The 21,346-nt window shown below is 41.0% G+C and carries 26 protein-coding genes; 15 read left to right on the forward strand and 11 right to left on the reverse strand.

The window, feature by feature from the left end:
* The 4 genes from Q7A53_RS06590 to Q7A53_RS06605 all read right to left on the reverse strand — a co-directional run.
* Positions 1–116 (reverse strand): cold-shock protein (locus tag Q7A53_RS06590; protein WP_411788446.1); only part of this gene is annotated, 116 nt, incomplete at its 3' end.
* 352 nt (positions 117–468) lie between these two features.
* The gene (locus tag Q7A53_RS06595) at positions 469–669 is read right to left on the reverse strand and encodes a cold-shock protein (protein WP_411788345.1); all 201 of its coding nucleotides are present in this window, start codon (positions 667–669) and stop codon (positions 469–471) included.
* Positions 670–849: 180 nt separating this feature from the next.
* Positions 850–1,710: a hypothetical protein gene (locus Q7A53_RS06600; protein ID WP_411788346.1), complete on the reverse strand. Its 861-nt coding sequence runs from the start codon at positions 1,708–1,710 to the stop codon at positions 850–852.
* 19 nt (positions 1,711–1,729) lie between these two features.
* Positions 1,730–2,554, reverse strand: coding sequence for an alpha/beta fold hydrolase (locus Q7A53_RS06605; protein ID WP_411788347.1), 825 nt, complete (start codon positions 2,552–2,554; stop codon positions 1,730–1,732).
* Between the two features lie 96 nt (positions 2,555–2,650).
* Here Q7A53_RS06605 and Q7A53_RS06610 point away from each other — a divergent pair, with 96 nt between their 5' ends.
* Positions 2,651–3,442, forward strand: coding sequence for a cobalamin-binding protein (locus tag Q7A53_RS06610; RefSeq protein ID WP_411788348.1), 792 nt, complete (start codon positions 2,651–2,653; stop codon positions 3,440–3,442).
* A 45-nt stretch (positions 3,443–3,487) separates the two neighbouring features.
* Here Q7A53_RS06610 and Q7A53_RS06615 read toward each other — a convergent pair whose 3' ends face one another.
* Positions 3,488–4,327 (reverse strand): MBL fold metallo-hydrolase, encoded by an 840-nt coding sequence (locus Q7A53_RS06615; protein WP_411788349.1) that lies wholly within the window; start codon positions 4,325–4,327, stop codon positions 3,488–3,490.
* 146 nt (positions 4,328–4,473) lie between these two features.
* Here Q7A53_RS06615 and Q7A53_RS06620 point away from each other — a divergent pair, with 146 nt between their 5' ends.
* Entirely contained in the window at positions 4,474–5,034 is a 561-nt protein-coding gene (locus tag Q7A53_RS06620) for a GNAT family N-acetyltransferase (protein WP_411788350.1), read from the forward strand.
* A 137-nt stretch (positions 5,035–5,171) separates the two neighbouring features.
* On the opposite strand, the gene nhaC is transcribed toward Q7A53_RS06620, so the two are convergent.
* Complete coding sequence (gene nhaC / locus Q7A53_RS06625; protein WP_411788351.1) at positions 5,172–6,575, reverse strand: Na+/H+ antiporter NhaC; 1,404 nt, start codon at positions 6,573–6,575, stop codon at positions 5,172–5,174.
* A gap of 378 nt (positions 6,576–6,953) precedes the next feature.
* Between nhaC and Q7A53_RS06630 the strand changes: the two genes are divergently transcribed.
* The 4 genes from Q7A53_RS06630 (at position 6,954) to Q7A53_RS06645 (ending at position 9,085) form a co-directional block, all read left to right on the forward strand.
* Positions 6,954–7,691 (forward strand): AzlC family ABC transporter permease, encoded by a 738-nt coding sequence (locus tag Q7A53_RS06630; RefSeq protein ID WP_411788352.1) that lies wholly within the window; start codon positions 6,954–6,956, stop codon positions 7,689–7,691.
* Complete coding sequence (locus Q7A53_RS06635; protein WP_411788353.1) at positions 7,688–7,981, forward strand: AzlD domain-containing protein; 294 nt, start codon at positions 7,688–7,690, stop codon at positions 7,979–7,981. Before Q7A53_RS06630 ends, Q7A53_RS06635 begins: the two co-directional genes overlap by 4 nt.
* Positions 7,982–8,042: 61 nt before the next feature.
* Positions 8,043–8,465, forward strand: a complete 423-nt coding sequence (locus Q7A53_RS06640) for a hypothetical protein (protein WP_411788354.1) — start codon at positions 8,043–8,045, stop codon at positions 8,463–8,465.
* 80 nt (positions 8,466–8,545) lie between these two features.
* Positions 8,546–9,085, forward strand: coding sequence for a GNAT family N-acetyltransferase (locus tag Q7A53_RS06645; protein ID WP_411788355.1), 540 nt, complete (start codon positions 8,546–8,548; stop codon positions 9,083–9,085).
* Positions 9,086–9,105: 20 nt separating this feature from the next.
* Here Q7A53_RS06645 and Q7A53_RS06650 read toward each other — a convergent pair whose 3' ends face one another.
* Positions 9,106–9,984 carry a cation diffusion facilitator family transporter gene (locus Q7A53_RS06650; RefSeq protein WP_411788356.1) on the reverse strand — a complete coding sequence of 293 codons (879 nt, stop codon included), beginning with the start codon at positions 9,982–9,984 and terminating at the stop codon, positions 9,106–9,108.
* A gap of 215 nt (positions 9,985–10,199) precedes the next feature.
* Between Q7A53_RS06650 and Q7A53_RS06655 the strand changes: the two genes are divergently transcribed.
* From Q7A53_RS06655 to Q7A53_RS06670, 4 genes are all read left to right on the forward strand, one after another.
* Positions 10,200–10,415: a hypothetical protein gene (locus tag Q7A53_RS06655; RefSeq protein WP_411788357.1), complete on the forward strand. Its 216-nt coding sequence runs from the start codon at positions 10,200–10,202 to the stop codon at positions 10,413–10,415.
* A gap of 311 nt (positions 10,416–10,726) precedes the next feature.
* Complete coding sequence (gene wrbA, locus Q7A53_RS06660; protein ID WP_411788358.1) at positions 10,727–11,338, forward strand: NAD(P)H:quinone oxidoreductase type IV; 612 nt, start codon at positions 10,727–10,729, stop codon at positions 11,336–11,338.
* Between the two features lie 420 nt (positions 11,339–11,758).
* A complete protein-coding gene (locus tag Q7A53_RS06665; RefSeq protein ID WP_411788359.1) occupies positions 11,759–12,001 on the forward strand; it encodes an IDEAL domain-containing protein in 243 nt (80 codons plus the stop codon).
* Between the two features lie 133 nt (positions 12,002–12,134).
* Positions 12,135–13,019, forward strand: a complete 885-nt coding sequence (locus Q7A53_RS06670) for a M15 family metallopeptidase (RefSeq protein ID WP_411788360.1) — start codon at positions 12,135–12,137, stop codon at positions 13,017–13,019.
* A gap of 33 nt (positions 13,020–13,052) precedes the next feature.
* Here Q7A53_RS06670 and Q7A53_RS06675 read toward each other — a convergent pair whose 3' ends face one another.
* Entirely contained in the window at positions 13,053–13,673 is a 621-nt protein-coding gene (locus Q7A53_RS06675; RefSeq protein WP_411788361.1) for an NAD(P)-dependent oxidoreductase, read from the reverse strand.
* Between the two features lie 103 nt (positions 13,674–13,776).
* Between Q7A53_RS06675 and Q7A53_RS06680 the strand changes: the two genes are divergently transcribed.
* Entirely contained in the window at positions 13,777–15,072 is a 1,296-nt protein-coding gene (locus tag Q7A53_RS06680) for an MFS transporter (protein ID WP_411788362.1), read from the forward strand.
* 122 nt (positions 15,073–15,194) lie between these two features.
* Here the strand turns inward: Q7A53_RS06680 and Q7A53_RS06685 are convergent, their stop codons facing one another.
* Complete coding sequence (locus Q7A53_RS06685) at positions 15,195–16,109, reverse strand: zinc dependent phospholipase C family protein (RefSeq protein ID WP_411788363.1); 915 nt, start codon at positions 16,107–16,109, stop codon at positions 15,195–15,197.
* A 463-nt stretch (positions 16,110–16,572) separates the two neighbouring features.
* On the opposite strand from Q7A53_RS06685, the gene fumC reads away from it, so the two are divergent.
* The 3 genes from fumC to Q7A53_RS06700 all read left to right on the forward strand — a co-directional run bounded on the left by fumC (position 16,573) and on the right by Q7A53_RS06700 (position 18,587).
* Positions 16,573–17,964: a class II fumarate hydratase gene (gene fumC / locus Q7A53_RS06690; RefSeq protein WP_411788364.1), complete on the forward strand. Its 1,392-nt coding sequence runs from the start codon at positions 16,573–16,575 to the stop codon at positions 17,962–17,964.
* Positions 17,965–18,087: 123 nt separating this feature from the next.
* Entirely contained in the window at positions 18,088–18,291 is a 204-nt protein-coding gene (locus Q7A53_RS06695) for a small, acid-soluble spore protein, alpha/beta type (RefSeq protein WP_411788365.1), read from the forward strand.
* A 65-nt stretch (positions 18,292–18,356) separates the two neighbouring features.
* Positions 18,357–18,587: a hypothetical protein gene (locus Q7A53_RS06700; protein ID WP_411788366.1), complete on the forward strand. Its 231-nt coding sequence runs from the start codon at positions 18,357–18,359 to the stop codon at positions 18,585–18,587.
* A gap of 40 nt (positions 18,588–18,627) precedes the next feature.
* Here Q7A53_RS06700 and Q7A53_RS06705 read toward each other — a convergent pair whose 3' ends face one another.
* Positions 18,628–19,725 carry an ABC transporter ATP-binding protein gene (locus Q7A53_RS06705; RefSeq protein WP_411788367.1) on the reverse strand — a complete coding sequence of 366 codons (1,098 nt, stop codon included), beginning with the start codon at positions 19,723–19,725 and terminating at the stop codon, positions 18,628–18,630.
* Between the two features lie 124 nt (positions 19,726–19,849).
* A complete protein-coding gene (locus Q7A53_RS06710; RefSeq protein ID WP_411788368.1) occupies positions 19,850–20,746 on the reverse strand; it encodes a PucR family transcriptional regulator in 897 nt (298 codons plus the stop codon).
* A gap of 120 nt (positions 20,747–20,866) precedes the next feature.
* On the opposite strand from Q7A53_RS06710, the gene Q7A53_RS06715 reads away from it, so the two are divergent.
* Complete coding sequence (locus tag Q7A53_RS06715) at positions 20,867–21,148, forward strand: metal-sensitive transcriptional regulator (protein WP_411788369.1); 282 nt, start codon at positions 20,867–20,869, stop codon at positions 21,146–21,148.
* Positions 21,149–21,346: the final 198 nt, after the last annotated feature.

Raw genomic sequence — 21,346 nt, forward strand, 5'->3', positions numbered from 1 at the left:
TTGAAACCTTCTTCTTGAATCGCAGAGAAGTGAACAAATACGTCGTCTTGACCTTCAACCTCGATGAAACCGAAACCTTTTTCTGCATTAAACCATTTAACTGTACCTTCTACCATGTACGAAAACCTCCAGCGTGGATATATAATCCACAAGATATTACTATTCTTGCTCTTCATATTAAATCAAGACGAAATCACTTTGAAGCATCTTCTCTTCTGATTCTTATCCGAACAACAATAATTAACTTTAGTATAACAGACGCCCAAAGAAAAAGAAAGGGGGAAAGGAAAAAAGAATTTATTAACGATGACAGCGGTGACTGGAGTTGCTTATTCCTTACTTTTCCATCTAAGAGGCGAACCTATAAAATGGGAAAGTTACTGGGGGGGAAGCTCTAGAAATTGGGCCTCATTCAAGAAAATAAATCTTCTCATAAAAAAGACTCCCACTAGGGGGAGCCTTTGTGATTTATGCTTTTTGAACGTTAGCTGCTTGTGGTCCGCGCTGACCTTCTTGAATTTCAAAAGTCACGGCTTGGCCTTCTTCAAGAGATTTGAAACCTTCTTCTTGGATCGCAGAGAAGTGAACGAATACGTCGTCTTGACCTTCTACTTCGATGAAACCGAAACCTTTTTCTGCGTTGAACCATTTAACTGTACCTTCTACCATGTACAAAAACCTCCTGCGTGGATGTATCTCCACATTGTATTACTATTCTTGCTCTTCATAATTCAATCAAGACGACATCATTGCGATACATCTTCTCTTTTATGAATCTTATCGAACAACAATAATTAATCAAAGTATAGCAGATCTTTCTGGAAAAAGATAGGTGCTATTTTAAAAAAATTAATCTTGAGGCTGAATAAGATACGCATGGTCAAGTAATGAAAATAGCGACTGTTCCACAAATTTATTAACTCCACTGCTTGGAATAGCGGAAAGTTCAGGAAGAGTATATCCCTTTTTAATTAAATATTTCACCAGCATCCAGCCTGTAAAGTTTGCTTCCCTTTCGTACCCGGAAGCTCCTGTCCCTTTGGTAAATGAATAGATGGCTTCATAATCACTGCGATGTAAATAAGGAATGAGATTCATCATTATCCTGTTGGGCTCTTGACTGCACTTATCATGTCCCCATAGTAAATTTGTTTCTCTGTTCGTATCCAGCGTCATGACCTGCTGTGTTGTATGGAGAGCCAAACCTTCCTGGAATATAACTTCAGCAAGTGAACGATTTAGATTCGGGGAGAGACCGGACTTCATACAATGCACGGCATTCGCTAGTTCCTGAGCTAATCGAAAATCACTCCAATCTGATTCCACTGGGAAACAGATAGTTAATGAATTGTTCTGATTGCGTTTAATGAACGGTTCAGATTCAAAGGTCCCCACAAAAAAGAGTAGTTCTAAATCCAGGGAGTCGGAATATTGAAGCTTTTCTTTCACTAGCAGAGTCAGCTCATGAATTCTTAGTAAATCAGCTTCCCAATATTTAATTTTATCGTACACCAATGAATATTTATCCCAAGCATAGTCAAGCATTTCTCTAGCAAGCTGTTCTCCAATATCTCCAGGAGGTACAGCTGCGAAACCGTAATATTTCTTCCACAATTGATATCTTCGTTCAGAATGGGCGCATTCAATAGTAGCTTTATCATAAAACGTTAGAAACCGATCTAAAATTTGGTTTACTCTTATTTCTTCCAATTTGATCCTCCTCGCTTGTTCAATGGCTTAAAAACTCTAGTCGTTTTTCCCATACATGACTGGCGTGCTTCCCAATCCAAATTAAATGACTGTCCGAATCGACTTCGAAAATTTCACAATTTGGAGCATTTGACTTTAATAATTGAGCATTCGTATACTGGACGGTTTTATCTTTCTGTGAATACATGCCTAATACAGGGACTTGTACTTTACTAAGATCAGGTGTTTCATGAGTTAAGTCTAAAGAAAATCCTTTGCCGGATTGAGAAGTGGCAAGCATGTCATAGATAAACCGGCGATCATTTGGGGATAAGCGGTTCACATATTCCTCCGCATCTTCCGTCGTCAGTTCAGCAGTCATCTGCTTCATCACCAGATCAGGGAAGAACTTCAGCATCGTCTTTAAACTGCCCCAAAAGACTTTCTCCGCTGGCCCAAATAATAGCTTGCCAAGTATAGCCATTTCTTTTTCCAAAGGGCGGGTTAGGGCGGCTTCCATAATCAGCTTCGTAACTCGTGATGGGTACTCGGCAGCTAAAGCTACCCCTGTCGGCCCTGCTGCAGAAATCGCAATGACTGCAGTTTTTTCTATTTGAAGATGATCCAGTACTTCTATTATGGTAGCGGCAAAGTCTTCAGGTGTTCTGCCGGTGGAAACCTCTGTATAATCGTATCCGGGTCTTGAAATGGTTAACAATGAATACCCTTCATAAACCAAACTGCTGTGCGATAAGTTTGTGTCTCTTGTGGAGTGGCCGCCTTTAAGGAGCAGTATCGCTGGACCGCTGCCCTGGTATGTAAATTCCACAATACCCCTTGAGCTATCATATAAAGTGGTGGTCACCTGGGTTCATTCCTTTCAACTTTTTTCTTAAGTTAAATATAAGCTATAATGGAAGAAAATGAAACATCAGGCTATTCTGAAAAATGAGGTGAAATTATGAGAATTGTGTCGATTTGCCCTAGCAATACTGAGATTATCGCTTATTTGGGCAAAGTAGAGTTGTTGGTTGGTGTCGACAATTATTCTGATTATCCTGAAGAAGTTCATTCCCTTCCTAAATTGGGACCGGATTTATCGATTGATATAGAAAAAGTAGAACAGTTAAATCCTGACCTCGTCTTGGCTTCACTCAGTGTCCCAGGTATGGAAAAGAATATTGAAGGATTGAAAGAAAAAGGACTTCCTTATATTATTTTAAATCCAAATTCCATTGAGGAAATTGCAAATGATATTCGAACAGTGGGCAACGCAATAAGTGTGCCTGAAATAGGAATAAAGAAAGCTGCAGAATTTCTTGAAGAGATCCATTTTTACAAGGAAAAAGCCGCCGCAAGAAAAACAACACCGTCACTTTACTGGGAATGGTGGCCGAAACCAATATTTACTCCAGGAAATCCAAACTGGCTGACGGAGATCAGCGAGCTGGCAGGAGGGTATAACCTTTTTGCTACAGAGAGTTCCGCCAGTGTGCAAACCGATTGGAATGAAGTAAAAAGAAGAAATCCTGATCATATTTGTATGGTGTGGGTAGGAGTGAAAGAAGAGAAAATGAATCCGGAACTTCTGAAGAAACGGCCGGGCTGGAAGAGTATAAAGGCAGTAACTGAAAATCAAATTCATGTGCTGGAAGAGTCGCTGTATTGCCGGCCTAGTCCGAGGCTGGCAGAAGGGCTTGCTAAACTTTCTGCTTTATTGGAGGAAGAAGAGCTCAACCAAGAGAAAACGTAATAGCGCCAATTACCTATAAGGAATTGGCGCGAGGGTTTTATAAAGCTAGTGAAGATGTTTCTTGTGTTTAGGAATAGCTAATTCTTTGAAATTCACGGCAAGTTCATCTAATTGGTCTGCTAATAGTTCCCCGTCCATGGGCAGGCCGTGACCAGTTACAGCTGTATGAGGACGCAGAGCAGCTAGTTTTTTAACTGAATGTTCTGCTTCCTCCCAGTTAGGAGTGAAATAAGCAGGTGGCCCATGGACGTGCTGATGCTGAATAAAGACGGCGAGCGTTGATTCCTGTTTTACAGTTATAATTGCGTCCCCAGCTATCAGTGCCTTGTCTTTATCCCGAAAGAACGATAAGTGTCCCGGTGTATGTCCCGGTGTATGAATGGCCCGCCATTGAGGCAAGAATGGAATCGTTCCATCTTCAGGAAGTGGTTCTGCCCATTTCTCTAGATCTGGAGCATGGGTAGGGAAAAAGGGAGACATAATGGTAAACAATCCTCCCCCTACTGTAGAATCACCTACAGGGTATTCTCTTTTTCCAGTCAGATAATCCATTTCCATTGGATGGGCATACAGACTTACCCCCCAATGCTCGGCAAGCTTCTTAGCAGATCCGATATGATCAAAATGTCCGTGGGTTATCAGGATTGCCTTCGGAGGCTGGCTGCCAAATCGTTTTTCTGCCGCTTCTATAATTCTTGTTCCGTAGTGTGGGATGCCGCAGTCTACCAGCACCCAGTCTTTAGATCCCTTTTTTCCTATAAAAATAACATTTGCAATTAGTGTCCGGTAAAAAGCAAGGTCCTCCAAAATCTCCTCAGCTTCTGCATGTCCCATATGCCAGGATTCATCAGTGGCCTGTATATCATTTGAGGAATGTTCTTCCATAACCTCCACTCCTTTTTTATAGTTTATATGGTCAGGCGTTTTCTATACATGGTGGTTCATTTAGATGGAATTCTTCTGGGAGGCGGAGTAGGGGATTCAAACAGGAATATATCATGCATTAGTCATTTAAGGAGAGAGAAAAAATTATGTTTCATACAGAGCTTGAGACCGAACGGCTTCGTTTAAGAGTATTGACCGAGAATGACGAGTCTTTTATTTACACCTTGTTCTCTAATGAAGAAGTTGGCAGGTATCTCTATGATGAAGAGCCCTTTAAGGAGAAGAAGCAGGCAGAGGAATTTATACAGTGGTATTCTCCACAAGAAGAGCGACCGTTCAATCGGTTTGGAATTGAACTCAAAACAAAAGGTGTCTTAATCGGCACATGTGGATATCATGAATGGGATCAGGTGAATCATATGGCGGAGATTGGCTATGATTTACTACCGGACTACTGGGGAGAGGGTTATATGAATGAAGCCCTTCAGTCGCTGCTTGCTTTTGGATTTACCTCCATGAATTTGAATCGAATTCATGCCTACATAGCTTTGGAAAATTCAAGATCCAAAAATCTGCTTTCCAAGCTCAACTTTTCTGATGAGGGGATTTTCAGAGATAAACATTTATATAAAGGGACTTATTATGACCATCATTGTTTTTCACTACTGCGTAAAGAATGGAAGAAGCAGAGAGGATCCTGCATTTGAAGGAATGTTAATACTTGAAAGAGAGACTCTGAGTAGAACAGAGTTTTGACGTTGCATATTTGCTAATCATGAAAACCCGAACCATTCCATTGGTTCGGGTTTTAAGCTCTATTGGATTGCTTGGTCCTGGCGGTTTTTTAATTAATTTTTTTTAGAGACTCGGCTGAAGAGGGACTGGGTGTCAGTGTCTTTCCTGTCAGCCCAAAAATAATGGTCAAAATTGGTGATAACAAACAAAAGAAAGCAAACGGTAAATAATCGATGACTGGAACCCCGAGCACTCCTGATAAGAACACTCCGCATACACTCCAGGGAACCAAAGGATTGATGACGGTTCCTGCATCTTCTAGTGTTCTGGAGAGATTCTTTCTAGCAAGTCCTGCTCTTTCGTAAATATCCTGGTAGGCTTCTCCCGTCAACAGAATAGATAAATATTGCTCGCCAATGGCGATATTAATACCGATTGCTGTTAAAGCAGCCGAGAGAGTAGCAGTTTTAGCTGTGGTCAACGATTGTTGAAGTTTATGCAGAACAGCAGGTATGACTCCTGTGACAAAGAATAATCCTCCAAGGGCCAAAGCTAGTATGACTAGAGAAATGGTAAACAGCATTCCGTTCATTCCACCTCTAGTAAGTAATTGATTGACTGCTTCATTATTCGTATCAGCAGTATACCCATCGAACCAAGATGTCCATAAGGCTCCCCAGGACATCACTCCGCGCATCCCGGCAATGAGTGTGGCAGCAAGACTGCTGACAGCTAAGGATATAAATGCTGGCTGCTTCCAAACAGTAAGCAATACAAGAATAGCAACAGGGATCCATGAACTCCAGTCCACTAAACCAGTTTGATCAATTCCTGATTGAAAGGAGGATAATTGTTCGCCTCCTGTTTTATTAGTCGATAAGAACATGAACAGAAGAAAGGTAATGATAAAGGCAGGGATTGTGGTCCAGCACATATTTTTAATGTGTTCAAACAAGTCTACTTTGACTACAGTGGAGGCTAGGTTTGTTGTATCGGATAATGGAGACATTTTATCGCCAAAAAAAGCACCAGACACGATAGCGCCAGCTGTCATGGCAAGAGATACATCCATAGATTCTGCTACGCCGATAAAGGCGACCCCGATGGTTGCTGCCGTAGTAAATGAGCTGCCTAAAGCTACGCCGACAATCGCGGTTACTGCAAATGTAATCGCTAGAAACCATGGACCGCCCGCTAGAGAAAAGGCTGCCGTCATTAAGGCGGGGATCGTCCCGCTTGCCATCCAACTGGAAATAAGGATTCCAATTAGAAAGAAGAGAAGGACAGCCCCCATCCCCGTCTGGGCCCCCTGGATCATTCCGTGCTGAAGCTGATTAAAGGACATGTTTTTCAGCAAACCATAGGTGATCATAATTAAGATAGCAATTAATATTGGTACATGAGGGACACTTTGAAGTTTAATGATAAAGTAACTGATTACACCTATAATGGCGATTAACAATAGACTTGCTTCTATAACATGGGGGAGCTTTTTAGGCTGCAAGTGTAGCATGATTCTTCCTCCTTTATTTCATAATAAAAGCTTCGTCCCTAAGTAAATAGGGACGAAGCTCGCAACTCCGCGGTACCACCCTTATTGATGAAAATTCATCCACTCTCGTTCTCATCGGCTGGTAATTCGTTCTGTAATTCAAATAAGCAAGGCCTGGATTTACAGCAGCCATCCAGTCTCTTGAACTGCTCTTTACTTATTTTACTATGGAACACCAATGAATGTTTTCTTTTTTACTTAGACGCTTTTACGTATTGAAGTAATTAATGTAAATATAAAGGAGGTTAAGGGGAAAGTCAATGAATTTTTCTCTATATCTTACAGGGGTCGGGGTGTTTTGGTATAATAATACAAATTTAACGTAGTGGAGGATTAATCATGAATATGCGGGCAATTAGGAAGACAGAAACTTCTAATCAATTCCATATGGTTCGCAGAGGGGTAGTGGCTGGATTACCCATTATGCTTGGATATCTGCCGATCGCTTTGACCTACGGTGTATTAGCGAGACAATCGGGTTTAAGCACCTGGGAACTAACTTTCATGAGTATGGCTGTTTTCGCTGGAGCTGCTCAATTTCTAGCTGTAAGCATGGTGGCAGCAGGCACAGGAATAATGGAGGTGGTTATCGCCACCTTCGTTTTGAATTTCCGTCATTTTGTAATGAGTTTATCATTTGTAAATCGGTTAAAAGATATTTCTCTGAAAGCTAAACTGCCATTAAGTCTAGGCCTGACGGATGAAACATTTACCGTATCCACTCTTTATAGAAAGGAAGCAAAGGAAGACTACGGCGGATGGTTTTATGCTGCACTGTTCCTCACGGCTTATTCTTCCTGGACAGGTGGTTCTTACCTTGGAGGGATTCTTGGCGATGTTATTCCACCAAGATTAAGTGAAAGCATGGGGATCGCTCTCTTTGCCATGTTTATAGGATTATTAATTCCTTCTGTAAAAAAGCAATACAGGTTAGCTGGAATTGCCTTGCTTGCCATGCTGATTAATTTTATCTGTCAACGGTTAGGAATGGAACAAGGGTGGTCGATTATTCTTGGAACGTTATTAGGAGCTTTGATCGGTGTGTTTATTTTAGATGATGAGGAGGAAGATGTATGATCATTTGGATGATTATTGGGATGGCGATTGTAACTGCGATACCACGCTTTCTACCGGTCATTATTATCAATCAAGCTGTATTCCCCAAATGGGTGGACGCTTGGCTGAATGCTATTCCGTATGCTGCCCTTGGAGCATTGATTTTCCCAGGAATTATTAGTGTTAAGCCAGAAGCGCCGCAGGTTGGAATCATTGCTGGTTTGTTTGCCGTGTTCATAGCCTGGCTGAACCTGAATATTATTTTCGTAGTATTAGGTGCAATTGCCGCTGTCTTTCTCATGACGATCTAAGCACACCCGCCTAAACGGTGCATAATCTATAAGGATACTTTCGCGAAAGGAATTGATCGTTATGTACCGACAGCAAGGATTTCCTGGAGGAGGTCCCTATCCGGGAACTTTCGGTCCTGGCCAGGGAGGTTTCGGACCAGGCCCAGGGGGAGGAGGTCCAGGTGGCAGACCTCCAGGACCTCCAGGAGGCAATCCGGGTTTTGGCCCAGGTCAGCCTCCGTTTGGAGCAGGACAGCTCCCACCACCGCCTTTTGCACCGCCAGGAAATCAAGGTCCCAGCTTAACCGCTGTAGATCCCGGATCTTTTTGGGGATGCTTGTACCGCTACACATGGGTTCGGCTGAATAATGGACGGTCATTTTGGTTCTACCCTACCTTTATTGGCAGAACATCTGTAGCAGGATTCAGATGGAATCGCGTCCAACGCCAATGGTTTTATACAGGTTTAGATACGAGACAGATCTCCAGTTTTCAGTGTCAGTAAGGAAAAATGGTGCCATAAGCGTGGCACCATTTTTTCTGATAAAATAGAAGAGAGATCATTTTAGAAGGGAAGAAGCGGACATGGCTCATATAAGAGAAGCTAAATTTGAAGATGCAGAAACAATCGCCAATATCCATGTAAGCAGCTGGAAATCTACATATAAAGACTTAATTGATGAAAGAGATCTAAGTAATATAACGCTGGAAAATCGAGTCACCCTTTGGGAAACTGTTCTTAGAAAACCTGTGAATGGTCAAATCGCCTATGTGATCGAAAACAATGATCATGAAGTGGTGGGGTTTGTTTCTGGAGGGAAAGAGCGGACAAAAAATTATGGGTACGATGGAGAGATTTATTCTATTTATTTGCTTGATGAATATCAGGGAAAAGGGTATGGAAGCCAATTATTAGAAGCCTTTGCTGCATCTATGGAGAGAGCTGGTTACCGCTCATTGCTTGTCTGGGTGCTGACACATAATCCTTCTAGTAAGTTTTATATAAAATGCGGAGCACATCCTGTGGAGGCAGAGAAAGTTACAATAGGAAAGGGCACATATGAAGAAACGGCTTATGGCTGGAAGGATATCCGCAGTTTAAATAAATATTTTGCAAACGAATAAGCGGTGAGGGTCTCATAACCTCACCGCTCTTTTTTTACATAGGGTTCAATATGAATATGAGCGTAATAAATTTCTCTTTCTTTTTTTAATTTCTCCTCTAATTCATCGGTGATCGCATGGGCTTCTTTTATGGAAAAATCTGGATTTACATGAATAGTTGCTTCAACCAGGGTCTGGTTTCCCTGAAGTCTGGCTTTCACATCTTTTACTGCCCATACATCGGGATGTTCCGAAATCGAGTTCTTAATCGTTTCAATTTCTTCTTCATCAAAACCATCAGTAAGACTGTGACTGGCGGTTCTGAAAATATCCCAGGCGGTTTTACAGATGATTAATCCAACTATAAAACCAGCAAGCGGGTCTAGCCAGTATAAACCGAATTGGGCGCCGAAAATACCAAGTGCTGCACCAATACTTACGTAAGCATCTGATTTATTATCCTGTGCAGCTGCATATAAAGCATTGCTGTCTACCTTCTTAGATAATTTGATGTTATAACGATATACACCGATCATAACTACTGCTGCTCCAATAGCTGTAAGGCCAGTTAGTAAAGAAGGTTCCGTGGTTTTATGATTTAATATATCCTGAACCGTTCCAATAATAACTTCTATTCCAACCGTCATCATGATAAATGCAGCGATGAGAGAGGCGATGGTTTCTGCTCTGAAGTGACCATAATGATGGTCTTCATCTGGAGGTTTTCTGGAGATCCTTAAACCGATTAATACAGCTACAGAAGCAATCACATCAGTGGTGTTATTTAACCCATCTGCTCTTAATGCTTCAGAATTACCAAGAGAAGCTATGACAAGCTTTAATGCTGAAAGAACTAAGTAAGCCACAATACTGACCCAGGCTCCCTTTTCTCCCATTTTCAAATTTTCATATTCCGTCATTGAACAGGCTCCTCCGAATCTTACTGTAAAGCATTTCTTAGCTTATCAGACTCCTCGCTATTGAGTCTAGAGAAAAAAAGGTTTCCCAAACCATATTGCTTGGTGGTGGCAAGAATCTTTGCCTATGGTGAAAATTTAAGTGGTTAATTTTAGTAAAGAGAGGGTATGGTTAAGTAAGCTATCATTAATTATCTTAGTCAGAGAGGAGAATCTTCATGAAACAAGAAACCATATTAATTGAGGGGTCTTACCAAGGAATGAAATTCTCGAAAACGATTGAGCTTTCATTTGAGCCTGCTGTGCAGTCAATTGAAGAAGCGATCCTTTCTTTCTATAATAGTGAAACGTCTTCGTTCGAGGAACTTGCCAGCAGACGAGGCTGGAGAAATTGTTATTGGACGTATGCCCAGCCAGTTGAATTAGTCATATAAACCCTGACAGTTTTGTCAGGTTATTTTTATTTTCCGCAAATTTTCTTGGCAGCCCTAAGTATAGATGTTAGGTATTCCGTTGTTAGTGCCCTTCGTACATATGATCCGGAGTTTGGCCATACCTGTACCTTTGTGTAAGACGGGCAGGAGTGGAAGTGGCTGCTTTATGTCTTTCACCGTTTAATATCTTTAATTGAAGATTCTTTAGTTTGAGTTTTTTATGAGAGGGAACTGTACTATGGTGTATTTGATTCATGCCTTAGGAAGAAATAGGTATCTTTAAGAAAACTATATTTTCTAGGAGTGATACTATGAGTAATGTAAAATTAGCGATTATTTATTACAGTTCAACAGGAACCAACTATAAGCTTGCGAAATGGGCGGAAGATCAGGCGAAGGATTTCGGGGCAGAGGTAAAGCTTGTCCGAGTGCCTGAACTCGCACCTATGGAGGCAATGGAGCAAAATCCAGCCTGGAAAGAGCATTATTTAGCAACTAAGGATGAAGTGCCGGAAGCAACTACAAATGATCTTGATTGGGCGGACGCTTATATTTTCAGTTCTCCTACACGATTTGGTTCTTTACCTGCTCAAATGAAACAATTCATTGATCAGGCAGGGGGGCTATGGTTTCAAGGGAAATTAATTAATAAAGTAGTTAGTGCTATGACTTCCGCTCAAAATCCTCATGGAGGTCAGGAAGCAACTCTGTTAAATCTCTATACAAGTATGATGCATTGGGGAGCGATCATAGCTGCGCCAGGATACAGCGATGACTCTGTTTTCTCCGCAGGCGGTAATCCGTACGGAACGAGTGTAACAGTGGATGGCGAAGGCAATATGAAAGAAGATGTAGAGGCTTCCGTTCGTCATCAAGTCAAACGTACGCTGGAAGTCGCCGAGAATTTTGTCAACCAAAAATGATTCAGAACTGACTCGTACAAACAAATTGAATAATGAAATAGGAATGCTTAGATGATTGCCAGAATCTGTGCCCGCTTACGCAGGATAGTGGAGAACTAACAAGAGACTATGCCCATGAAAAAGCGGGCGAGGTTAGCTGCGTATTCTCTCATTTAATGCTGTCAATGAAAACTCGAACCAGTGCAAGACAATGGTTCGAGTTTTTTTCTCAATGGGAGAGAATACCAAACCCACCTATAAATAGATCAACAGCAAAAATAATGTAAAACTATCAATAAAAACTTTTTAATAGCTTAAAAAGTTGCTGTGACAGGTTTAAATAATGTAAAAAGGGGAATCATAATACTAAATATTCAGAAAATTATTGCGAAATGCTTTTAAATCCTGCATAATGGAAAAAAGCATGAAGGGGGTCTTCTCATGAGAAAGCAAAAGATGATATACGTATTACGCCGTGACCCAGAATATAGAGGTCGAGAGATTACTGCAAAACGAGAATTGTCCTTTGGTATTCGATTAGCCTCACGCTTGCTGTTAGATCAAATGATTTTCGAGTTTAATAAAGAACGCTTGGACAAGGAGATTAACATGGCCATCGATAATAACGACCGTGAAGAATTTCAACGTCTAAGCGAAAAATATCAACCTTATACTAAGGAATAACGTTTATACAAGGCTGCTGTTCATACAGTAGTCTTTTTTTGACTGGAAATTCATATGAGGAAATTTTTGTACAATATCCTGCTCTTGATGTTATATTAGTAATAATGATTTGAGAGTTAGGAAGGTAGTTACTATGAAAAAGAAACCATTGATTCTGGCAGCAGCATTAAGTATCACCTTAACTGGCTGTGCATTAGACCAGCAGACAGACGGTGGAAAGAATAATTCCGAAGCCACAAACGATACAAACGGAAGTAGTCAACAGACATCCCAAGATTCGACCAGCCAAAGCTCTAAAGATGAAGAAAAAAATAATACGAATGATAAAGATAAGAATGCAAATGGTCAAGAGAGTACAGAAGACGGTGGAGACTCTGAAAAGAACCAAAATAGCAGCTCCCAGTCGATCCCTGATGATAAAGTGATTCAAGTGGACAACCCTGAAAGTTTACAAGTGGTAGTGAATAAAAAAAGGACGCTCCCAGAGGGGTATACACCACCTGATCTTACCGTTCCCGACGTTCCTTTCTATTTCGATGAATTTAAGCCGAAGAAGCAAATGCGAAAAGAAGCGGCTCATGCTCTGGAGCAATTATTTGCTGCAGCTAAGGAGCAAGGCATTGACCTGGTAGCAGCTTCCGGTTACCGCTCTTACGAAAGACAGAAGAATGTGTATCAAAGTAATGTGAATGCTTATGGAGAAAAGGAAGCTAACAAAGTTTCAGCTAAACCGGGTACCAGTGAACACCAGACAGGCTTGGCAATGGATTTAACCTCTGCACAGATGTCCTTCAAGCTGGAAGAATCCTTCCGTCAAACCGACGAAGGGGAGTGGCTGGCAAACCACGCTCACGAGTATGGATTCGTTATCCGCTACCCAAAAGGCAAAGAGGATGTTACGGGTTATTCCTATGAACCCTGGCACGTAAGATACGTAGGTAAAGAAGCAGCCAAACAAATATACAATAATAAAGGAACCTTAGAAGAATTTTTTGGTTTCCGACCTTATAAAAAATAGAGTCCGCATCCCGGACTCTTTTTTTTTGCTCGTTTAATAGCAGATTCCTACTCGTTTTCTTGAAAAACGAGGGTTCTTAATTTCATTAAATGCAAATAAGGCGGTATCATCCACAGTAATCTTCTTTCCTCCTGCAGGAAGATAATCAATTTCCCATCGCGGTTCTCTTTCCATAGGTCCATCTGGTAAATAAGTGGGACAGATGATTGTCCAGTCTAAATTGCTTTTCTGCAGGGTTTGCAGTACTTTGAGATGCTCTTCTGCTGCAAACGTTGTCGTTCGTTTCGATTCTTTAGACTCAAAACGGTACTTTCCTGCTTCTAAACGGCTGTTTAATATACCTGCAGTTCCTATAGAAATGATTCGGGTGACGTTCTCCTTTATCATTGTTTCCACTAAATGAGGCATGGCCACAGATAAAGTATCTGTTTTATCCGTGTTAAGAGAACTGAAGACGAGGTCGCATCCCTGCAAAGTTCTTTCTATATCGACTTTATTCCTTGCATTTCCTTCTATCAGCTCTGCTCCTTTCAATTCCAACGAAGCTTTCTGTACGTCTCTAACTAGTGCTTTCACCAGAAAGCCTTCTGTAAGTGCCTGCTTGATTACTTTGTGCCCGACCCGGCCAGTGCCTCCAAATACGGCAATTTTCAATGTGATTCCTCCTCATATTTGTAAAAATTTCTATAATTTAAGCTATTTGTGAATATATTTTGCTAAGCTAGAGAAAACAGGGGTTAATCATGGGGGCTAAATAATGAAGAAGAAACCAGTATGGAGCTGGATGCTGTATGATTTCGGTAATTCAGCCTTTGCTACCACAATTATGGCAGCCGTTTTACCAATTTTCTATTATGACGTAGCTGCAAAAGGTTTAAAAGAATCGCTGGCTGCCAGCTACTGGGGTTATTCCCAATCCATAGCGGTTTTAATCGTGGCCGTATGTGCACCTATATTAGGGGCAATCAGTGACTATTCAGCGGCCAAAAAAAGGTTTCTCATGTTTTTTGCATTTATGGGGATGATTGCAAGCGTCCTGCTTGCCTTTGTAGGGGAAGGCGACTACCTATTAGCGTCTTTCTTAATGATTGTCGGTACAATCGGTTTCTCAGGCGGCAATGCCTTCTATGATGCCTTTTTACCCGAAGTATCAGATAATGAATCGATTGACAAAGTCTCGGCAGGAGGGTTTGCTTTAGGTTATATCGGAGGCGGGATTCTGCTTGCCATTAATTTGTTAATGATCCTGAAATTCCAATGGTTTGGTTTACCTAATAGTTTGGCGGGAACCCACTTGGCTTTTGTATCTGTAGGGATATGGTGGTTCATTTTCTCGATTCCTTTGTTTAAAAATATCGTCGAAGAAAAAAAAGTGAAGGTTGAGCGGACAGAATCCTACGCTAAGATCGGATTCACCCGTGTAGTAAAAACATTAAGAGAAATGAACCAATTTAAACAGCTCGCGCTTTTTCTATGTGCGTTCTGGCTTTATAATGATGGGATTTCCACTATTATTAAGATGGCTACCATCTATGGCAGAGATATAGGAATTAATAGTAACTCCTTGATCATCGCTCTATTAATTACACAGTTTGTAGGTATTCCTTTTGCCTATTTTTTTGGCTGGCTGGCAAAGAAGATTACTGCAAAGAAAGCTTTAATGCTGTCCCTGGTTATCTATTTGGCTATCGTCGCGCTGGGCTATTTTATGACCACTGCGCTGCACTTTTATATTCTTGCTATTTGTGTTGGTTTTGTCCAGGGAGGGGCACAGTCACTAAGCAGATCAGTCTTTGGAAGGATGGTGCCCGGAGACCGCCACGCTGAGTTTTATGGATTTTATGGGATTTCTTCGAAGTTTGCTGCAATTTTCGGACCGTTTGTGTTTGCTCTTGTCGGTCAGTTAACGGGGTCAAGCAGGTTCGGAATATTGTCACTCCTGGTATTCTTTATTGCAGGCATCCTATTACTTCAGCTTGTAGATGTGGAGAAAGGCACTAAGGAAGCGAAAGAACATACGAATAAAGCGTCAGAGGTCGTCACCCGTACGTAACTGAAGATTCTCAGCGGTAAAAAATCCGAATCATGGCTCTTATGATTCGGATTTTCTGCATGGTCCATACATGATACACATTTGATCAGCTGCGTTAGAACCTTTTGAGTGTCATCACACTTTTACACAATTGGATCACTGTATACGTTTGTGTAATTCAGGCTCAAGGGTAAGCCGGTATCATATGAAATATTACCGAGTTTTTCTTCAATATTATGAAGAAGAGGAGACTCCCCGCGCTTCCAATAGTCCAGGATCATGGAAAATAATTCTGCCGCTTCTGAAAAAGCTCTCTCATACAGTTCCAAAAATGATAACTGGATTGCTTCATTAGTCGCTGGGTGTCTCCAGAAGGTTTTCTGCTCGTTTAAATAATCCTTATCATTCGAAATAGGTTGATGGGAAAAGGAAGAAACCATAGTGCCTAAGACTTTATTTTTCCATCCCCATGGATCAAATAATATCGTTTGCGCCTGCTTCATATCTCGATAAGATTGAAGTAAGTAGTGGCGAGGTAAGGATGAGGACAACCCTGGGTAGTACTCATCGATTAGGGATTCAAGCAGATGGGCAATGGGCTTCCTTTTTAGTTGGAGAGAAAACTTTTTAAACGCGGGACTTTTCCATGAATCCAGCCCACGCTGTTTCTTCAGCATAAGCGTGTCAATATTCACTTCAAGCAGCTGATGCTTATTTTTTTCATAGCCAGCTCGGTAATGGATATAAGGATGGGTATTACGGTCAAGTAAATGATGACTCACAAATCCGAGAATGAAGGCCTGGACTTGATTTTCCATTGTTCTTCCTTTTCTGATCATGTTCAATAAGAAAGGGCCGCATTGTTCGGTATGGAGTTTCATACCTGCTTCACTTACATGCTGGTCCTTTGCTAATGGCCAAAAGTGGTGATAAAAGAAGGGATCAGGCCCCTGGGCTCCGTAATTAAGGAGTGGCGCGGAAGTTTCCAGTAAATCTTTCCTGCCTAATTTTTTACATAAATCTTCTGCAAATATAATGTGAGTCCACACATTTGGCATCGGATCACCTCACTCTTATTTTATCTTAACATAGGAATAAAAAGGTGATTTTTCTTATGATTTTTTAACTGGTCAACTACCATTTTAGTTCTTCTTGACTGGATTGATCAACGCGTGTTCATAGCTGTATTCACAGCTAGAATTAAACTACGAAAGCTTCATCATGGCAGCAAAAAAAGAGCCCTTTTTAGAGGCTCTTTTTCCCACGATTTTAACCCAAAAGATTAAGCAAGAAACGATTACAAACGCTTATCCATCCCTCCCATTCTCACGTATGTAGTAACGTTCCAGCCCCCTCTCTTAATGATAGTACTTACTATACACCATTAACTGAAAAGTGTAAATAGTCTGATAACATTTTATCGAAATTTGTTTGAAAATACGGAAGGGCGTTAATGATTGTTATCGTGAAACTTGATACAATAAATAAAGTAAACAAAGATTTAGTAAAGGGAGGATCTACATGGACTACAGAATTGAAAAAGATACATTAGGCGAAATAAAAGTACCAGCAGAAAAATATTGGGCTGCTCAAACTCAGCGCAGTAAAGAAAATTTCCCAATCGGCAATGAAAAAATGCCAGTAGAAATTATTGAGGGCTTTGCCATTTTGAAAAAAAGTGCAGCACGAGCCAACTTTGAACTTGGTCTTCTGGAAGAAAAGAAAGCTGATGCTATCGGCTATGCCGCAGATCAAATCTTATCAGGAGAATTGACGGAGCATTTTCCGCTTGTGGTTTGGCAGACGGGAAGCGGTACACAATCCAATATGAACGTAAATGAAGTGATTGCTTATGTAGGGAATGAGTGGCTGAAAGAACAAAACAGTGACCTCACCTTACATCCAAATGATGATGTTAATAAATCTCAAAGCTCTAACGATACTTATCCGACGGCATTGCATGTAGCGTCCGTGCGTAAGCTTGAAGATCTGTTACTGCCTTCCATTACACAATTAAAAGAAACACTGAAAGAAAAGATGGAAGCGTTTAATGAGATCGTGAAAATTGGACGTACCCATTTACAAGATGCTACTCCGCTTACCTTGGGTCAGGAAATCAGCGGATGGCACCGTATGCTTGAAAAAACCGAGAGTATGATCATCGATAGTGTGCGTTATGTGAAAGAATTGGCTATCGGAGGAACTGCAGTAGGTACAGGTCTGAATGCCCATGAAGACTTCTCAGAACAAGTGGTAGCTAAGATTAACGAAGAGACCGGGAAGGATTTCATTTCAGCACCTAACAAATTTCATGCGCTAACTTCTCATGATGAACTTGTTCATACCCACGGTGCACTCAAAGCACTGGCCGCTGATGTCATGAAAATTGCTAATGATGTCCGCTGGCTGGCAAGCGGCCCGCGCTGCGGAATTGGGGAAATCACTATTCCTGCTAATGAACCTGGAAGCTCCATTATGCCAGGTAAAGTCAATCCCACTCAAAGTGAAGCTGTTACCATGGTTGCAGCTCAAGTGATGGGGAACGATGCAGCTATTGGTTTTGCAGCCAGCCAGGGCAATTTTGAATTAAATGTATTCAAACCCGTGATTGCTTATAACTTCCTGCAATCTGCACAGCTATTAGCGGATAGTTTAGTTTCCTTTGATGAACGTTGTGTAAGCGGTCTGGAGCCGAATCATGAGCAAATTGAAAAATACCTGCGTGATTCCTTAATGCTTGTTACCGCTTTAAATCCACACATCGGTTATGAAAATGCAGCGAAAGTTGCTAAGACGGCTTTTGAAAGAGATCAAACTCTTAAAGAAACTGCTGTTGAGCTAGGTGTATTAACCGCAGAGCAATTTGAAGAATATGTTGATCCTAAAGCGATGACGAAGCCTACCGCTAAGTAAGTTCAGATGGATTTCAGCCATTGTTTTCTCACTATAATAATTACCTGTAATTACCAAAAAAAAAGTGTGATAAAAAATATGATCACTGATCATACTACTATTACACGCAGGAGGTGAGACAACATGGCTAACCAACAAAGCAACCAGCTTCTTGTACCTGGTGTACAACAAGCTTTAGACCAAATGAAATACGAAATCGCTCAAGAATTTGGCGTACAACTTGGTGCTGACACTACTTCCCGTTCTAACGGTTCTGTAGGTGGAGAAATCACTAAACGTCTAGTTCAAATGGCTGAACAACAGTTCGGTGGACAACAACAAAAATAAATACGAATGACAAAGGAGAAAGGGTGCGCCCTTTCTCCTTATTTTTTGCAAGGAGGGAACAGTTCATGCAAGAATGCGGGATTTGTAATGGCTGGGAGGAAATGGCGTATAGATGTCCTGCCTGTAAAGGGGAAATGGAAGATCGAGGGAGAATCACGGACTTTCTAAATGAATCTCGTTCAAATATCGTTCATACACGGACTGACACAGTACGTGAAGATAAGCAATCTACTGACGATTGTCTTCATTTGTTTATATGCAGCGAGTGCGGTCTTGAAGATATTATAGGTATATAAAAATCGCAGCAAATATTTGCTGCGATTTGAAATGATGTAATTAGCGAATGCGCTGTTCATTATCTTTATCAAAGAAATGAACTTTATTCATATCAATTGCCAAATCAATCTCTTCTCCGCCTTTGATATCTGAGCGGGAATCTACTCGAGCAATAAATTCCTGATCATTCAATTTGGAGTAAAGATAGGATTCAGATCCCATCAGTTCAGCTACTTCGATCTGCGCCTTGATCTTCTTATCTTCGTTAGCATCTATAAATAAAGGTTCGTCATGCATATCTTCTGGCCGTACGCCTAAGATCACTTCTTTTCCTACATAACTTTGTTCACGCAGAGGTTTCATTTTTCCTTCGGGTACAGCAATTTGAATATCTCCGAGCATAATATGGTCTTCTCCAAGCGTTCCGTGCAGGAAGTTCATGGCAGGAGAACCAATAAAGCCACCAACAAATACATTTTCAGGTTTATCATACACTTCTTTTGGCGCTCCGACTTGCTGAATAATCCCATCTTTCATAACCACAAGCCGAGTGGCCATCGTCATGGCTTCTGTTTGGTCATGGGTAACATAAATAGTTGTCGTTTGCAGCCGCTGGTGAAGCTTTTGAATTTCTGCACGCATTTGCACCCGAAGTTTAGCATCGAGGTTAGACAAAGGTTCATCCATTAAGAATACCTTTGCATCACGTACAATTGCACGTCCGAGGGCGACACGCTGTCTCTGACCGCCAGAAAGGGCTTTTGGTTTACGATCCAGCAAGGCTTCCAGACCTAGAATTTTAGCAGCATTTTGCACCCGGCGGTCGATTTCCTGCTTGTCCATCTTACGCAGCTTTAATCCAAATGCCATATTGTCATAGACATTCATATGCGGATAAAGAGCATAGTTCTGGAAAACCATTGCAATATCACGGTCTTTAGGGGCAACATCATTCATACGTTTATCATCAATGATGAAATCACCACTTGTAATTTCTTCAAGACCGGCAATCATTCGAAGGGTGGTAGATTTCCCGCAGCCTGATGGTCCTACGAAAACAATAAATTCCTTATCGTTAATGTGAAGATTAAAATCCTCAACCGCTGTAACCTTTTTATCATACACTTTTTCAATATTATTGAGCTGTAACTCTGCCATAAGTATAGCCTCCCTGTGTGGTTTGAAATCGCTTTCTTGAGTATGTTATAAGCTTATCGAAGTTTAATGGGAGGGTAAATAGACAAAGTGCACAAAGAATTCTGCTCCCCTTTGTGCACCTTGTTTATCTTTTTAATTTCATTAAAGCTAAGTAAGTCGTGAGTGCTCCTTTGAAATCTTTCACATCTATGCCTGTCTTTTCAATAAACTTATCGACGCGATATTGTAAACTATTCCTATGCATAAAGAGGTTTTTCGCTGCGAGGCTGGCATTGGACCCCGATTCTAGGAAGACTTGGACGGTTTGCAAAAGTTCCCGGTCATCTATTACCTGTTTAAAGACTGATCGTACAATATGGTTTGAATCTTCTTCAGATAAACTGTTGATAAACAGGTAGGGGATCATGTCTTGATAAGTAACCACTGATCCAATGCGGTGCTGTTTTGCTTTTTCAAAACAGTTTCTTGACCACTCGAAAATAGCCGGCGCTTCCTTTAGATCAGCAGAAAATTCACTGACAAAGAATTTAATGGAGGTATAGAAATCACTCATTAATACGTCGATCACATTTTGAAAAGAGATGGGATCATCGTCTAAAGTTTGAGCTTCTTCTACAATGAATCCGCTTTGGTCATTTTCCCAGATGATGGGCATTACACTTGGAAACAGTGATTGCAAGGCTTCTCTAATGGTATCCCGCTGAGCCGTATCATCACCGATGGAAAAGAAAACAAAACGATAATAGCCAGGAGAATCAGCTTTGAACGTTTCTTCCTTTCCAAAAAGATAGGAAGCCCACTCTTTTTCCCGCTCTGTTTCAACTAAGTGAGTGGTCAATAATGGCGATAAGAAGGTTTGCAGCATTTGACTTTCTCTATTGGTCATTTCTATTCTTAATATTCCTATGGTTTCCATGTCATTCGTCTGATACCAGAAGTAATCGTCAAAATTGGCTTCATTTTGAGGGGTGGATTGAATTAAAGAAGGGTAGATATCTTTGAGTTCACTGATTATGGACATGATGATCTTCCTTTTTATGAGAGTTTCTACTATTATAATATTATACACATTGAATGCAAAATCAGTGGAGAGTCAGATAGTATAGATAGGGTCTGGGATTTAGGTTAAGGAGGAATAGATATGGAATACATTAAAGATCAGCAGCGGTATGGACAAGAAACCAAGAATCGTTTAAAGAGGATAGAGGGGCAAGTACGAGGCGTCTTAAAGATGATGGAAGAAGAAAAAGACTGCAAGGATGTCATCACACAGCTCTCAGCGGCAAGATCTGCTATGGACCGGGCAATTGGATATATTGTTGCCAAGAATTTAGAGACGTGTATCCGTGAAGCTCAGGAAGAAGGCGGCTCTGCTGAAGAACTGATTAACGAAGCTGTTCAAATGATTGTAAAAAGCCGATAAATGATATACAAATAAGCAAAGCAAGTGGATGAAACATAGAATATTATTTGCTAGAAAACCCGAACCATTGATTTCCGTTGGTTCGGGTCTTCTGTGTGTGGATGACACGAGGGTGCTAATTCATCCACTTGCTTGCTTTAAATTAGTCATGTTCCCGCAGGAAAGGAAGTGAAGTTTCACTTTGTTTTCCCATAGGAA

This window comes from Halobacillus rhizosphaerae (assembly GCF_046719735.1).
In the GTDB taxonomy this organism is placed as follows: domain Bacteria; phylum Bacillota; class Bacilli; order Bacillales; family Halobacillaceae; genus Halobacillus_B; species Halobacillus_B rhizosphaerae.

Bases quoted from the DNA above. Each gene is read 5' to 3' on its own strand.
- Q7A53_RS06595 (WP_411788345.1), bottom strand. From the start codon at position 669: ATGGTAGAAGGTACAGTTAAATGGTTCAACGCAGAAAAAGGTTTCGGT.
- Q7A53_RS06610 (WP_411788348.1), top strand. From the start codon at position 2,651: ATGAGAATTGTGTCGATTTGCCCTAGCAATACTGAGATTATCGCTTAT.
- Q7A53_RS06615 (WP_411788349.1), bottom strand. From the start codon at position 4,327: ATGGAAGAACATTCCTCAAATGATATACAGGCCACTGATGAATCCTGG.
- Q7A53_RS06620 (WP_411788350.1), top strand. From the start codon at position 4,474: ATGTTTCATACAGAGCTTGAGACCGAACGGCTTCGTTTAAGAGTATTG.
- nhaC (WP_411788351.1), bottom strand. From the start codon at position 6,575: ATGCTACACTTGCAGCCTAAAAAGCTCCCCCATGTTATAGAAGCAAGT.
- Q7A53_RS06630 (WP_411788352.1), top strand. From the start codon at position 6,954: ATGAATATGCGGGCAATTAGGAAGACAGAAACTTCTAATCAATTCCAT.
- Q7A53_RS06635 (WP_411788353.1), top strand. From the start codon at position 7,688: ATGATCATTTGGATGATTATTGGGATGGCGATTGTAACTGCGATACCA.
- Q7A53_RS06640 (WP_411788354.1), top strand. From the start codon at position 8,043: ATGTACCGACAGCAAGGATTTCCTGGAGGAGGTCCCTATCCGGGAACT.
- Q7A53_RS06645 (WP_411788355.1), top strand. From the start codon at position 8,546: ATGGCTCATATAAGAGAAGCTAAATTTGAAGATGCAGAAACAATCGCC.
- Q7A53_RS06650 (WP_411788356.1), bottom strand. From the start codon at position 9,984: ATGACGGAATATGAAAATTTGAAAATGGGAGAAAAGGGAGCCTGGGTC.
- Q7A53_RS06655 (WP_411788357.1), top strand. From the start codon at position 10,200: ATGAAACAAGAAACCATATTAATTGAGGGGTCTTACCAAGGAATGAAA.
- wrbA (WP_411788358.1), top strand. From the start codon at position 10,727: ATGAGTAATGTAAAATTAGCGATTATTTATTACAGTTCAACAGGAACC.
- Q7A53_RS06665 (WP_411788359.1), top strand. From the start codon at position 11,759: ATGAGAAAGCAAAAGATGATATACGTATTACGCCGTGACCCAGAATAT.
- Q7A53_RS06670 (WP_411788360.1), top strand. From the start codon at position 12,135: ATGAAAAAGAAACCATTGATTCTGGCAGCAGCATTAAGTATCACCTTA.
- Q7A53_RS06680 (WP_411788362.1), top strand. From the start codon at position 13,777: ATGAAGAAGAAACCAGTATGGAGCTGGATGCTGTATGATTTCGGTAAT.
- Q7A53_RS06685 (WP_411788363.1), bottom strand. From the start codon at position 16,109: ATGCCAAATGTGTGGACTCACATTATATTTGCAGAAGATTTATGTAAA.
- fumC (WP_411788364.1), top strand. From the start codon at position 16,573: ATGGACTACAGAATTGAAAAAGATACATTAGGCGAAATAAAAGTACCA.
- Q7A53_RS06695 (WP_411788365.1), top strand. From the start codon at position 18,088: ATGGCTAACCAACAAAGCAACCAGCTTCTTGTACCTGGTGTACAACAA.
- Q7A53_RS06700 (WP_411788366.1), top strand. From the start codon at position 18,357: ATGCAAGAATGCGGGATTTGTAATGGCTGGGAGGAAATGGCGTATAGA.
- Q7A53_RS06705 (WP_411788367.1), bottom strand. From the start codon at position 19,725: ATGGCAGAGTTACAGCTCAATAATATTGAAAAAGTGTATGATAAAAAG.
- Q7A53_RS06710 (WP_411788368.1), bottom strand. From the start codon at position 20,746: ATGTCCATAATCAGTGAACTCAAAGATATCTACCCTTCTTTAATTCAA.
- Q7A53_RS06715 (WP_411788369.1), top strand. From the start codon at position 20,867: ATGGAATACATTAAAGATCAGCAGCGGTATGGACAAGAAACCAAGAAT.